General features: G+C 61.7%; 12 protein-coding genes. 11 read left to right on the top strand and 1 reads right to left on the bottom strand.

Features of this window, described 5'->3' with window-relative positions:
- Positions 1-224: 224 nt before the first annotated feature.
- From CQ13_RS17375 to CQ13_RS17335, 9 genes are all read left to right on the top strand, one after another.
- Positions 225-455, top strand: a complete 231-nt coding sequence (locus CQ13_RS17375; RefSeq protein ID WP_057844074.1) for a hypothetical protein — start codon at positions 225-227, stop codon at positions 453-455.
- 76 nt (positions 456-531) lie between these two features.
- Positions 532-1704 (top strand): winged helix-turn-helix domain-containing protein, encoded by a 1173-nt coding sequence (locus CQ13_RS17370; protein WP_057844073.1) that lies wholly within the window; start codon positions 532-534, stop codon positions 1702-1704.
- A 69-nt stretch (positions 1705-1773) separates the two neighbouring features.
- Positions 1774-2268, top strand: a complete 495-nt coding sequence (locus CQ13_RS17365) for a hypothetical protein (protein WP_057844072.1) — start codon at positions 1774-1776, stop codon at positions 2266-2268.
- Between the two features lie 247 nt (positions 2269-2515).
- The gene (locus tag CQ13_RS17360) at positions 2516-3622 is read left to right on the top strand and encodes an efflux RND transporter periplasmic adaptor subunit (RefSeq protein ID WP_057844141.1); all 1107 of its coding nucleotides are present in this window, start codon (positions 2516-2518) and stop codon (positions 3620-3622) included.
- Positions 3623-3761: 139 nt separating this feature from the next.
- Positions 3762-6914 (top strand): efflux RND transporter permease subunit, encoded by a 3153-nt coding sequence (locus CQ13_RS17355; RefSeq protein ID WP_057844071.1) that lies wholly within the window; start codon positions 3762-3764, stop codon positions 6912-6914.
- Between the two features lie 19 nt (positions 6915-6933).
- Positions 6934-7542, top strand: coding sequence for a TetR/AcrR family transcriptional regulator (locus CQ13_RS17350; RefSeq protein WP_057844070.1), 609 nt, complete (start codon positions 6934-6936; stop codon positions 7540-7542).
- Between the two features lie 181 nt (positions 7543-7723).
- Positions 7724-8356, top strand: a complete 633-nt coding sequence (locus CQ13_RS17345; RefSeq protein ID WP_057844069.1) for a flavin reductase family protein — start codon at positions 7724-7726, stop codon at positions 8354-8356.
- A 109-nt stretch (positions 8357-8465) separates the two neighbouring features.
- Positions 8466-9458 (top strand): L,D-transpeptidase family protein, encoded by a 993-nt coding sequence (locus CQ13_RS17340; RefSeq protein WP_057844068.1) that lies wholly within the window; start codon positions 8466-8468, stop codon positions 9456-9458.
- Positions 9459-9546: 88 nt separating this feature from the next.
- Positions 9547-10323, top strand: coding sequence for a potassium channel family protein (locus tag CQ13_RS17335; RefSeq protein WP_057844067.1), 777 nt, complete (start codon positions 9547-9549; stop codon positions 10321-10323).
- A gap of 14 nt (positions 10324-10337) precedes the next feature.
- Here the strand turns inward: CQ13_RS17335 and CQ13_RS17330 are convergent, their stop codons facing one another.
- Positions 10338-11552 carry a serine hydrolase domain-containing protein gene (locus tag CQ13_RS17330; RefSeq protein WP_057844066.1) on the bottom strand — a complete coding sequence of 405 codons (1215 nt, stop codon included), beginning with the start codon at positions 11550-11552 and terminating at the stop codon, positions 10338-10340.
- A gap of 390 nt (positions 11553-11942) precedes the next feature.
- Between CQ13_RS17330 and CQ13_RS17325 the strand changes: the two genes are divergently transcribed.
- Both CQ13_RS17325 and CQ13_RS17320 read left to right on the top strand, forming a co-directional pair.
- Positions 11943-13181 (top strand): SMP-30/gluconolactonase/LRE family protein, encoded by a 1239-nt coding sequence (locus CQ13_RS17325; RefSeq protein WP_057844065.1) that lies wholly within the window; start codon positions 11943-11945, stop codon positions 13179-13181.
- A gap of 130 nt (positions 13182-13311) precedes the next feature.
- The gene (locus CQ13_RS17320) at positions 13312-13713 is read left to right on the top strand and encodes a hypothetical protein (protein WP_245309206.1); all 402 of its coding nucleotides are present in this window, start codon (positions 13312-13314) and stop codon (positions 13711-13713) included.
- The last annotated feature ends 50 nt before the right edge of the window (positions 13714-13763 follow it).

Raw genomic sequence — 13763 nt, 5'->3', positions numbered from 1 at the left:
CCGCTGACTCGGAAAAGAAAAAAGTGGCTCGTCGCGCCAGCGTCGATCTGTGGACAACAAATCGGCCAGATGCGCGCCTAGCAAAACTACTCACAAAAAATCTGAAGAAGAATTCGTTCGGGGCAACCAAACGGGCGGGGCGGGTGTTACAGTCAGTCAAACGTCAGCGTGAGTATCTCGGTCATCGCACCGGCGCATCGGAGCCAGCCGGTTCCGGAAGTTCAATGCCAACACTGATCGGCGCGGCGATGATCGCCGCTGCAATCTTGCTGTCGACGCTGCTCAACTCGCTCGGCAGCCGCTATGTCGGGTTCGAAAGCCCGACGGAAGAGAGCGCGTGGCTGGTCGATCGCCTCACCGGCCATGTCTACAAATGCCATGCGCCGCAGCCCGGCCGCGCCTCCTGCGAGGCCGAGATCGCAACCGGCAGCGTCGGAGAGCAGCAGAAGCGGTGAGGTGATTTCGCGCCGAGGCGGCGGTCAGGGAACCCGGGACTCCCCACACGCGCGAATCCCGCTACATTGCCGTGCGATGCCCCGCACGACTAAGCCCCATCCCCTGACCAAGCTCGAAGCCCGGCGAATCTGGCTGCACGCTCAACGGCTCGACACCAGCGAACCGTTCGGCGCCGGACCGCAGGCGGTCGCGGCCGCGGTGGACCATCTCGGCTATGTCCAGATCGACACCATCCACGTCATCGAGCGCTGCCATCACCACATTCTCTATAGCCGCATCCCGGCTTACGCCCGCGCCGACCTGCGCCAGGCGCAGAGCGTCGACAAGAGCGTGTTCGAATACTGGACCCATGCCCTGTCCTATGTGCCGGCGAAGGATTTTCGCTTCTTCGTTCCGACGATGCGAGAGCATCGGCGCGAAGGCCACCCATGGTTTGCCTCCGTCAAGCCGGAGGACACCCGCAAGGTGATGCGGCTGTTGCGGCGCGACGGCGCGCTCACCATCCGCGACATCGAGGATGACATCCTGACCGAGAAAGAGCATCTGTGGCAGAGCCGAAAACCCTCGAAACGGGCGCTGCAGCTTGCCTTCTACACCGGCGAGGTGACGATCTCCGAACGCACCGGCATGCTCAAGACCTATGAGCTGATGACGCGGCATTTCGGTTGGGACAAGCCGCCGAGGCCGGCTCCCTCGGCTGAGATCACCGCCTACCTGCTCGACCGCGCGCTTCGCTCCCAAGGCGTCGTCAGCCTGGATTCCGTCTGTCATCTCGACGCGCCGAGCAAGCCCACGGTGCGGCGCCTGATCGAGGCGCGGGTACGGCGCAGGGAACTGGTGCCGGTCGCGCTAGAAGGCGCAGGCAAGCAGGAGCACTGGGCGCGGCCGGAAGTGCTGGAGGCGAATGGGACGGCGGATATAAGCGAGGGCCCGGTGCACATCCTCTCGCCGTTCGACCCACTGATCATCCAGCGCAAGCGCACCGAGCTGTTCTTTGACTACGGCCACCGTTTCGAGGCCTATGTGCCGAAGGAGAAGCGCCTATTCGGCTATTTCGCGCTACCGGTACTGGTCGGCGAAGACATCGTCGCCGCCATCGATCTCAAAACCGACCGCCAGAACAAGAAACTCCTGATGCAGAAATGGAGTTGGGTCGGCAAGGGCGCGGTGAGGGCGGCGCGCAAGGACTACAAGCGGCGCATCGAGGAAGAGCTGGATCGCTTCGAGCGCTTTCAGTTGGGGGAGTAGGGTTTGCGTTCAGGAACCCGACTCCGCCTCATCGGTTAGTTCCCATGTGCCACAGTCCGGGAGGGCGACATGGGCAAGGACAAATCGGTTCTGGAGAAATTCACCGACACGGTGAAGGAGATTGCGAACACCGCGACCGAAGCTGCCGGCCAGGCGCTGAAAGCCGACGAGCCGGGGTTCAAGGCCGACGAGCGCGCGGCAGGCTACGTGCCGCTTGCTGCCGATGGTCTCGTGTCCGATCCGCTGATGGTGCCGCCGACCGCAGCCGCGACCGCACGGCGGAGGCGCGCAACGAAACAACGGCGCAGCGTGCCGGCGGCCAGGGCCACGAAAGCTGGAGCTGCCAAGTCTCGAAGTGCGAAGTCTCGGACTGCGAAGACTCGAACTGCGAAGGCCGGAGCCGCCAAGACTCGAACCGCACAGGCGCGGAGCGCCAAGAAGACGGCGAAAAGGTCGGCCGCAAGGAAATCGAGCAACCAGAAATCAAGGTCGGCGAGCAAGTCCGCGGGAAGCGCGACGAAGGCCACCGCAAAGAAGGCTCGCAAGAAAGCTCGACGTGCTTGATGCACGGGTGACGGGCGAGGCGAAAGCCGCATGGCCCGGTGGAGCAGTGTTCCAGCCCGGCGTTCGGCGGGAGGACGCTTGAGTTTCGCGTGCCCTGCTAAGAACTGGCTGGTCCGCAGCCAATTCCCTTGGGAAGCAACTACCTCTCAACTTCATCCGTCTTCACGAATTCATGATCTATGACGAATATTGACATTCGTCAGTCACCATTCAATACTCTTCATCAGTTTCCGCGATGGAGAGTTCCATGTTCGCCCGGTCCATTTTCTCTAGCTATTACAGGCTCTTGACAGGAGCTTTTTTGGCGTTCGCGGTGTTCGTGCTGGCAGGCTGCAACGAAAAGGCGGCCAAAACGGCCGCCCCGGGGCGCCCGGTTCTGGTTGCCACCGTGCACTATGCGGCCGAGACGCCGGAACGCAGTTTCGTCGGCACCATCCGTCCCCGAATCGAGACCGATATGGGTTTTCGCGTCCCCGGCAAGGTTGCCCGGCGTCTGGTCGAGGTCGGCCAGACCGTGGATGTCGGTCAGCCGCTCGCCACGCTCGATGAGGTCGATCTGAAACTGCAGGCCGAGCAGGCCGAGGCCGAATTCCGCGCCGCCACCGGCGTGCTGGCGCAGGCCGGCGCCGCCGAGCAGCGCGCCAAGGATCTGCGCGCCAAGGGCTGGACCACGGATGCGCAGCTGGATCAGAGCCGCGCCGCCGCCGATGAAGCGCGCGCACGCCTTAATCGTGCCGAGCGGCAGGTCGAACTCACCAAGAATTCTCTGTCTTATGCGACGCTGCTGGCCGATAGCCGCGGCGTCGTCACTGCGACCCTGATCGATCCCGGCCAGGTCGTCGCCTCCGGCCAGACTGCGGTCCGCGTCGCACGCTTTGGCGAAAAGGAAGCCGTGGTCGCGATCCCTGAAACGCTGGTCGGCCGCGCCAAGTCGGGCTCCGCCACCGTGACGCTGTGGTCGGATTCGGAGAGGAAATACAACGCGAAGCTGCGCGAGATTGCGCCTTCCGCCGATCCGGCGACGCGGACCTATCTGGCCAAATTCTCGCTGCCGGAAGCCGACGACAAGGTCTCGCTTGGCATGACCGCCACACTGACGCTTGCCGATGCCGCCAGCGAGCGCGTGGCAAAACTGCCGCTGTCGGCGCTGTTCAGCCAGGGCAGCAATCCCTCGCTCTATATCGTCGACGATTCCGGCGCGGTAACGCTGAAGCCGGTCATCGTGAAATCCTACGACAGCAACTCCGTCGTCATCGCAGGCGGCGTCAACGAGGGCGCCAAGGTGGTTGCGCTCGGCGTGCAGAAGCTCGATCCGGCCCAGAAGGTCCGGGTGGTCTCGTCGCTGTCGTTCTAGTTACGTCCCGTCATTGCGAGCGTAGCGAAGCATTCCATGTCGCCGCGAGGAAGTATGGATTGCTTCGTCGCTTCGCTCCTCGCAGTGACGGTCTCAATCGGTGTAGTCCGCAACAATTGGATTATCGTTGGAGAGTGAAATGAAGCGCTTCAATCTCTCAGGCTGGGCGGTGAGCCATCCGACCCTGATCCTGTTTCTGATGATCGCGCTCGGCGTCGCCGGTTACTTCTCCTACCAGCGGCTCGGCCGCGCCGAGGACCCGTTCTTCACTGTGAAGGTGGTGAACGTTTCTGCGATCTGGCCGGGCGCGACCGCGCAGGAAATGCAGACCCAGGTGGCCGACCCCATCGAGAAGAAGCTGCAGGAACTGCCGTTCTTCGAGAAGGTGCAGACCTATTCCAAGCCTTCTTTCACGGCGCTGCAGGTCACCTTCAAGGATTCGACGCCGCCGAAGGACGTGCCCTATCTGTTTTATCTGTTGCGTAAGAAGCTCGCTGACGTGCAGGGCCAGTTGCCCGCGGGGCTGCTCGGGCCGAACGTCAACGACGAATTCTCCGACGTCGATTCCATTCTCTACATGATGACCGGCGACGGCGCCGATTACGCGCAATTGAAGAAGGCCGCCGAAGGCATGCGTCAGCGCCTGTTGAAGGTTTCCGGCGTCACCAAGGTCAATCTTTACGGCACCCAGGACGAGCGCATTTTCGTCGAATTCTCCCATGCCAAGCTCGCAACGCTCGGCATCACGCCGCAGGCGCTATTCGATTCGCTCGCCAAGCAGAACAACGTCACGCCCGCTGGCACGGTGGAAACTTCCTCGCAGCGCGTGCCGCTGCGCGTCACCGGCGCACTCGATGGCGCCAAGGCAGTCGCGGAAACCCCGGTCGAAAGCAATGGCCGCGTGTTCCGGCTCGGCGATATCGCGACCGTCACCCACGGCTTCGTCGATCCCCCGACCTTCGTCGCCCGCCAGGAAGGCAAGCCTGCGATCGGCATCGGCGTCGTCACCACCAAGGGCGCCAACATCCTCGAGCTCGGCAAGGAAGTCGAGAAGGCGACTAACGATTTCATGAAGGCGGTGCCGCAGGGCATCGAGGTCGAGCAAATCGCCGACCAGCCAAAGGTGGTCGAGCGCGCTGTCGGCGAGTTCGTTCATTCCTTCATCGAGGCGCTGGCGATCGTGCTGTTCGTGTCGTTCGTCGCGCTCGGCTGGCGGACGGGAATCGTCGTCGCCATGTCGGTGCCGCTGGTGCTCGCGATCGTGTTCATCGTCATGAACGCGATGTCGATCGACCTGCACCGCATCACGCTCGGCGCGCTAATCATCGCGCTCGGCCTGCTGGTCGACGACGCCATCATCGCGGTGGAGATGATGGTGGTAAAAATGGAACAGGGCTGGGACCGCGTTCGCGCGGCGTCCTTTGCCTGGGAATCAACTGCGTTTCCGATGCTCACGGGGACGCTGGTCACGGCCGCTGGCTTCCTCCCCATCGGCTTTGCCAATTCGGCGGTCGGCGAATATGCCGGCGGCATCTTCTGGATCGTGGCGATCTCGCTGGTCGCGTCCTGGTTCGTGGCGGTGATCTTCACGCCCTATCTCGGCGTCAAGCTGTTGCCTAATATCGCCGTGCACCACAACCACGATCCGCACGCGATCTACGAGACGCGGATGTATCGGGGCCTGCGCGCCGTGGTGCAGTGGTGCGTCGACCACCGTATCAAGGTAGTGGCGGCGACCGTCGGCGTGTTCGCGCTCTCGATCGTCGGCTTCGGCCAGGTGCAGCAGCAATTCTTCCCGCTTTCCGAACGGCCCGAGCTGTTCCTGCAGCTACGCCTGCCGGAAGGCACCGCCTTCAACGTCACGGAAAAGTCCGTCAAGAAGGCCGAGGCGCTCTTGAGGGACGACAAGGATATCGCGACCTACACCGCCTATGTCGGTCAGGGCTCGCCACGCTTCTGGCTCGGCCTCAATCCGCAACTGCCCAACGAGGCCTTTGCCGAGATCGTGATCGTCTCCAAGGACGTCGAGGCCCGGGAGCGGATCAAGGCGCGGTTGGAGAAGGCGGTCGCCGAGGGCGAACTGTCCGAAGCGCGCGTTCGCATCGACCGCTTCAATTTCGGCCCGCCGGTCGGCTTCCCGGTTCAGTTCCGCGTGATCGGCCCCGATCCCAACACCGTACGCGACATCGCCTACAAGGTCCGCGATGTCATGAAGCAAAATCCCAATGTCACGGAGCCACAGCTCGACTGGAACGAGCAGTCGCCTTACCTGAAGCTCGTGGTCGATCAGGACCGGGCGAGGGCGCTCGGCCTCACCCCGCAGGACGTCTCGCAGGCGCTCGCCATGCTGATCTCGGGCGCGCCGGTCACCACCATCCGCGACGGCATCGAGAAGGTCGGCGTGGTCGCGCGCGCGGTGCCGTCCGAACGGCTCGACCTCGGCCGCGTCGGCGAGCTGACCGTGACGTCGCGCAATGGCGTCGCCGTGCCGCTGCAGCAGATTGCCAGGATCGAATATTCCCATGAGGAGCCGATCATGTGGCGGCGCAACCGCGATATGGCGATCACGGTGCGGACCGACGTCGTCGACGGCGTGCAGGCGCCCGACGTCACCAACCAGATCTGGCCGAAACTGACGGAAATCCGCGACCAGCTCGAACCGGCCTACCGGATCGAGCCCGGCGGCGCGTTCGAGGAATCCGAAAAGGGCAACGCCTCGATCGCCCTGCTGTTTCCGCTGATGGCGCTGGTGATGCTCACCCTGCTGATGATCCAGTTGCAGAGCTTCTCGCGCCTGATCCTGGTGTTCCTGACCGCGCCGCTCGGCATCGTCGGCGCCTCGCTCGGCCTCAACATTGCCAATCAGCCGTTCGGCTTCGTGGCGCTGCTCGGACTGATCGCGCTGGCCGGCATGATCATGCGCAACGCGGTGATTCTGGTCGATCAGATCGAAGCCGACGTTTCCCAGGGCCTGACGCGGAAGGAAGCCATCGTCGAAGCCACCGTCCGGCGCGCCCGGCCGGTGGTGCTGACGGCGCTGGCGGCGATCCTGGCCATGATCCCGCTGTCACGTTCCGCCTTCTGGGGGCCGATGGCCATCACCATCATGGGCGGCTTGTTCGTTGCAACCTTCCTGACTTTGCTGTACCTGCCGGGCCTTTACGCCCTGTGGTTCAGGAAGAGCCTGGAAGAAAGCGGTCAGGCCGAGCAGCCCGATCTTGCGGCGCAACATCAGGCCAAGGAGCATCCCAAGGGTCCGCACGCAATTCCGCTTGCCGACGCCGCAGAATAATTGAACATTGAGAGCTGACATGACGCTGATTTCGGAACACATCGAGACTGACACCCGCGAGAAGATCCTCGTGGTGGCGGAGCGTCTGTTCAGGCAGATTGGCTACCAGAAGACGACGGTCGCCGACATCGCCAAGGAATTGCGGATGAGCCCCGCCAACGTCTATCGCTTTTTCGATTCAAAGAAGGCGATTCACGAGGGCGTGGCGCGGACCCTGATGAGCGAGGTCGAGGTCGAGGCGCAACGGATCGCGTCGATGCCCGGACCCGCGGCAGTCCGTCTGCGCGACATGATGAAGACCATCAATCGCATGAACACCGAGCGCTATGTCGGCGATTCCAAGCTGCATGAGATGGTCGAGATCGCGATGCAGGAGGACTGGGGCGTCTGCGTCGCTCACATGGAGATGATTGCCCGGACCATCGGCCAGGTGATCGGGCAGGGCGCCGCCTCCGGCGAGTTCGAGGTTGCCGATTTGCAGCTGGCCTCGCTTTGCGCCTGCACCGCGATGATGCGGTTCTTCCACCCGCAGATGATCGCGCAATGCGCCACCAAGCCCGGCCCGACGATCGACGAAATGATCGATTTCGTCCTTGCCGGCCTCTCGCCGCGCGCCAAGGCGAATTGAGCTCTTCGCCACTTGACTCCACCGTCGTTGCGAGCGATGCGACTTGTCCGCCGTAGCTTTAGCGAAGGCGGAAGCAATCCATCGCGCCGCGTGCCGTGAAATGGATTGCTTCGTCGCAAGCGCTCCCTAGCGCAAACGCTTCGCGTTTGTCGCAGGCAATGACGAAGAAGGACGAGCCGGAATGGACGCCAAGAGCCCAAAAGACCTGCATTTCTACGAGCCGAAGAACGGACACGGCCTCAAGCACGACCCCTTCAACGCCATCATTGCGCCGCGCCCGATCGGGTGGATTTCCTCGCGCGATGGCAAGGGCCACGTCAATCTGGCGCCTTACAGCTTCTTCAACGCCTTCTGCTATCACCCGCCGATTATCGGCTTTTCCTCCACCAACTGGAAAGACAGCGCGGGCAATATCCAGGAGACCGGCGAGTTCGTCTGGAATCTCGCCACGATGGATCTGGCGAAGCAGATGAACGCGACGGCGGCCCACGTTGCCCCTGATGTCGATGAGTTCAAGCTCGCAGGCCTTACGGCCGCGTCCTGCAAGCTCGTCAACGTGCCCCGGGTGGCGGAAAGCCCCGTTGCCTTCGAATGCAAGCTGACGCAGATCATCCAGTTGCAGGGCAAGGACGGAAAAAAGGCGCAGGCCTGGCTGACGCTGGGCGAAGTCGTCGCCGTCCACATCGACAAGGCCTTCATCAAGGATGGCGTCTACCAGACCGGCCTCGCCCATCCCATCGTCCGCGCCGGCCGCCGCGGCGACTATTTCGAGATCAAGCCGGAAAACATGTTCGAGATGATCCGGCCGGATTAAGCGAATGTAGTCCGGATAGAGCCAATGGGTCGCGCGCATGCGCGGCCCCACGGCAACACGGAACTCCGACGCGCCGAAATGCTTATCGTCTGTATTTCGGAGATTGCCGATGATCCGCTTGTTTGCCGGGCTGACCGTGCTCGCCTGTCTTGTCCACCCGGCCCTCGCAGGCCCCGATGCGGCAGCCATCAACAACGCGGAGTTCAGAGGCAAGCCGCCGGCCAACGACAAGATCGATCCCATTGTCGTCAAGGCCCAGGTGCTGCTCGACCGCGCTAATTTCTCGCCGGGCGAGATCGACGGCAAGCTCGGCGAGAACGCTCAGAAAGCCTTGCGGGCGTTCGCCGAAGCCAAAGGCCTCATCGTCAACAAGCAGCCGCTGACCCCGGAGGTCTGGAGCGCTTTGATCGCGACCAGCGCGGATGCCATCGTCGTCGACTACCAGATCGCAGCGGCAGACGTGAAGGGGCCGTTCCTGAAGAAGCTGCCCGCCAGGATGGAAGACATGAAACGGCTGAAGGCGCTCGATTACACCAGCCCGCGCGAGGCCATCGCCGAGAAATTTCACATGAGCGAGGCGCTGCTCGCGGCCCTCAACCCCGGCAAGAAATTCGACAAGGCCGACCAGGCGATCTCGGTAATCAATGTGATGGCGAACGAGACGAAACCAACTGCAACCCGTGTCGAGGTCGATAAGAGCTCCCAGACCGTCAAGGCATTCGCGAATTCCGATCTGATCGCCTTCTTTCCCGCGACCGTCGGAAGCGAAGAAAAGCCGACCCCGAGCGGCGTACTTAAGGTGACCTCGATCGATGCCCGCCCGCACTACCGCTACAACCCGGATTATAAGTTCAAGGAAGTCAGATCCAGGCGCGCCTTCACGATCAAGCCCGGGCCGAACAACCCCGTCGGAACGCAGTGGATCGGACTTTCCGCGGAAGGCTACGGCATTCACGGCACGGCCAATCCGTCGAAGGTAAGCAAGGCGGAATCTCACGGCTGCGTGCGTCTCACCAATTGGGACGCCGACAAACTGGCAAAGCTCCTGAAGAAGGGCACCGAGGTCGCGTTCATCGAGCGCGAGGTGGCCAACAGGAAGTGACGTCTGGTGGGAGGAGGGCTGGCACGCAATTATCATGGTCGCCACCAACATCATTTGCAATGACGCATGTGAGCGGTGAATATGCGCCATGTCATTTGCCTCAATCCAGAACAATGTCCGACAGCTTTACGAGGGTGCAACGCCGGAAGGTGTCCGTTTTCGCTACGCACTACTAACGTTCGATATCGTAACCGTCCTGTTCATCGTCGCGACGTCGTTTTTCCTCCCCAACGATATCACTGAAGTACTTGATGTCCTGTTTGGCATCGTGATCCTGGCGGATTTTTCCGCGCGGCTGCTCGTCAGCCGGCATCGAATGCTGGAGTTCACACGCTTCTCGACATGGACGGATGTCATAGCGATCATTTCGTTCCTGGCGCCGCTGGCCGGAGAGGCCGGTGGTTTTCTGCGGATCCTGCGAACGCTGCGGCTGCTGCGCGGTTATCAGATGCTGGTGAGGCTGCGCCAGGACAGTTCATTCTTCCGGCGCAACGAGGAAGTCATCTTCGCGGTGACCAATCTGGCGGTTTTCATCTTCGTGATGACCGCGATCGTCTATGAGACGCAAAAATTCCGTAACCCTCAGATATCGAACTATGCGGATGCGCTCTATTTCACCGTCACGGCGCTGACGACGACCGGCTTTGGCGACATCACCCTGCACGGGACTGTCGGCCGAATGATCTCGGTCGTCATCATGATTTTCGGAGTCACCCTGTTTTTCAACCTTGCCCGCGCGCTGCTCTCGCCCAACAAGGTGCGGTTTGCTTGTCCCGCCTGCGGATTACAGCGCCATGACAGCGATGCGGTTCACTGCAAGGCCTGCGGTACGGTGTTGAATATTCCCGACGAAGGTTTGACGTAGCGCAACGCCACCGGTCATTCGTCCGTGGCAAACGCGTCGTAAACCAGCTTCTTGAACGCGGGTATGATGCGTCCACGTTCGTTCTGGGTCTGCTCCAGCAGGATGTAGATCATGTCCAGCTTCGGGTCGACACCGAAATAGGTGCCGCTGCCGCTGTCCCATTTGAGTTCGCCAATCGACCCGGGCGGCGGCGGCTTGGCATTTCCCGGATCGGTGCGCACGGCAAAACCATAGCCGTAGCCAAAGCCATCTCCGGGAAAGTAGTAATAATCCCGCGCGACGCCGGAGCCGGGCCCGATATGGTCTGACGTCATCGACTTGAATGCGGCCGGGCTAAGGTACCGTTTGCCGTCGAGTTGCCCGCGGTTGAGGATCATCTGGGCAAAACGGGCATAGTCGTTTAGTGTTGAGACCAGCCCGCCGCCGCCGGATTCCCATTCCGGATGGGCGCGGCGTTCAGTCTCCGCAAGTTTCAGTATGGTATCGCTTGGCAGCGGCTCCGCCATCCGCGCGCGTTCGTCGGCACTTTCCAGCACGAATTTCGTGCTGGTCATGCCAAGCGGATCGAAGATGTGCTGCTTCTCGAACTGATAGAGTGTCTGCCCGGATACGATCTCGATGATGCGTCCGAGGACGTCGGTTGAATGTCCGTAACGCCAAAGCGTGCCGGGTTGTCGTGCCAGGGGCAATCTGGCGATGCGATCGGCAAACACCTTGTTGGTGTAACGCTCGTCGAAAAGGCCTGATTCCGAATAGGCCTTCATGATCAGCTTGCCGCCGATATAATCGTACGTGATGCCCGACGTATGGCGTAGCAGATCCATAATGGTCACCGGCCGATCTGCCGGAACAAGCGTTAGAACGTTCTTGCCGTCAAGTGTGTCAGAACCGACAACTACCTTCGCGTCAGCAAACCCCGGAATGAATTTGGACGCGGAATCGGCGGGCGAGAGCTTGCCTGCGTCGATCAACATCATCGCCGCGACGCTGGTGATTGGCTTCGTCATCGAATGAAGCGCAAAGATCGTATCTGATGTCATCGGAGCCTTGGTCTCGACATCCTGAACGCCGAAACATTTCAGATAGACCGGTCTGCCGTGTTGCTGAATCAATACGACGGCGCCCGGCAACCGCCCCGTCGCAACTTCATTGTTGAAAAATTCGGTGATACGTTCGAGCTTGCTCGGCGACGGCGCGGGGACTTTGGCCGCTTGGTCGGCTGCTGCCATGTCCGTCCAGATTGCCAACGACAAGGCCGCAGCAAATGACAAGCCCACAGCAAAAAGTCGTTTGCCGCGAGATCCAGCGGTGCAAGGCAGTATCTGCCGGGTCGGCGTCTTCATTTTGATTTGCCCCGCGAGCCGACTGATTTACCGGAGATCGACCAACTGTCGAGTGACTAGCATGTCGCGCACCTTGTCGCCACGTGGGCAATTGCCCCATGCGCGATGAAGAGCGGAGCTCCCGGACAGACATGCATTGGACGAGTTGATGCCATTTCGGCTGCAAGCTTGAACCGGGGCTGAAATCAAAAGCAGCTCTCGCAACCGGGCACGGACCGGACTAACCTCAAGTTGCCCGGCCGGATCAACGGCCGGCGAACAGATTGGGAGGATGCGATGACACGCCAGGAGCGGCGCGATTCACAACAGCATGATCCAGAAGTCGGGATTTCACGACGAACGCTTGTCCAGGGTTTGGCGGTATGCGCCGGTGCTACCGTCGCGGGGGCCGGCAGCGCATTGGCCCAGACCGGTCCTGCGGCGCCCCCGTCAACAGTCACCAGCCCGCCGCGCGATTTCAGTCCGCGCGGTGCCCCCACCACCTATTTCTGGGATCCCGACATCATCGCCGTCGATCCATCCTTCAACAATCTCGCCCAGCCCAATACGGCGATCAAGCGCCTCTACACCGGTCTGTTGTGGGCCGAAGGCCCCGCCTGGAGCGCGCAGGGGCGCTATCTCCTGTGGAGCGACATACCCAATAACAGGCAGATGCGATGGTCGGAGGATGACGGTCACGTCAGCGTCTTCCGTACGCCGTCCAACAACAGTAACGGCAACTCGTTCGATTTCCAGGGACGACAGCTTTCCTGCGAGCATCTCACCCGGCGCGTCGTGCGCTATGAGCATGACGGCACCGCAACCGTGCTGGCTGACTCCTACAACGGCAAGAAGCTGAACTCGCCGAACGATGTCGTCGCGCATCCGGACGGCAGCTACTGGTTCACGGATCCGCCCTATGGTGGCATGCTCTATGAGGGTGAGCCTGACGTCGCGGGTGGGCCGAGCAATTCTGCCGGCAAGCTCAATCCACGGATCGGCCAGCCGGCAGGCTTCGTGCCGGGCAAGCGCGAATTGCCGACCAACTGCTATCGCATCGATCCGTCTGGCCGTGTCGACCTCGTCGTGACCGAGGAACAGGTGCCCGATCCCAACGGCCTCTGCTTCTCGCCTGACTACAAAAAGCTGTATGTCGCCTCTACCGGCAAGGGGCCGGGCGACACCGGTCCGGGCGGCAAGGGCGACATGTTCGTGTTCGACGTCGGCACCGACAACAAGCTGGCCAACCACAAACGGTTCAGCGATTTCATGGTCGACGGCGTGAAGTGCGGACCGGACGGCGTGCGCTGTGACGTCAACGGCAATGTTTGGTGTTCCAGCAATGCCGGCCGTGCCGTTGGCTACAGCGGCGTGACGGTATGGTCCCCGGAGGGTAAGCTGATCGGCCGCATCCGCTTGCCCGAAGTGTGCGGCAACATCTGCTTCGGCGGCCCCAAGCGCAACCGCCTGTTCATGGCCGCGAGCCAGTCGCTCTACGCCGTGTACACGGCAACGCAGGGTGCCGGACCGGGCTGACCGGCTAGCCTTGCTCACGACGTCATTTCGGGATGCGCCCGTTTGGGCGCAGGCCCGGCATCCATCGGGCCGCAGCTACTGTTGCAGAATGGATTCCGGGGCTCTCGCCTCGCGAGCCCCGGAATGACGAGTGGGCGATTCACTAAAATTCGTCATAAATTCGCAACCGCCAACCAACCGCTCCGGCAAAAGTTGGGCACGCTTAAACTGGGCGTTTATTGCGAACGGTCCACCCTTCTTCGCAAGAAGGGAGGCTCGTCCACCAATGCCAATATTCAAGTATTTTATCGCCGTAGGATCGACACTGCTCGTATTCCTGTTTGTTTCGAACGCTTATCTCACCGACGACGAAAGCAATTTGCGCTTCGATGGATCGCTGTACGGGAGCGCGCTTTACGCGCCTCGCGTGGCAGAAACCCAAGCGACCGCGGAGCTTCGTTTTACCCGCGATGTCACGCCTGCCGTTCGCGTCAAGGAAGTATTTGCCGTGTTCGTCCCCAATGAGCGACGCCGCAGCAAGCGTGATTCATAACACCGGTGTGCCCGCGGTAGAGACCGGCGAGCACTCCCGAGCGGCATCTG

Origin of the sequence: Bradyrhizobium retamae (genome assembly GCF_001440415.1) — a bacterium.
GTDB lineage: Bacteria > Pseudomonadota > Alphaproteobacteria > Rhizobiales > Xanthobacteraceae > Bradyrhizobium > Bradyrhizobium retamae.
Note: the sequence above shows the minus strand (reverse complement) of the source record. Positions and strands in the feature narration are given on the sequence as shown.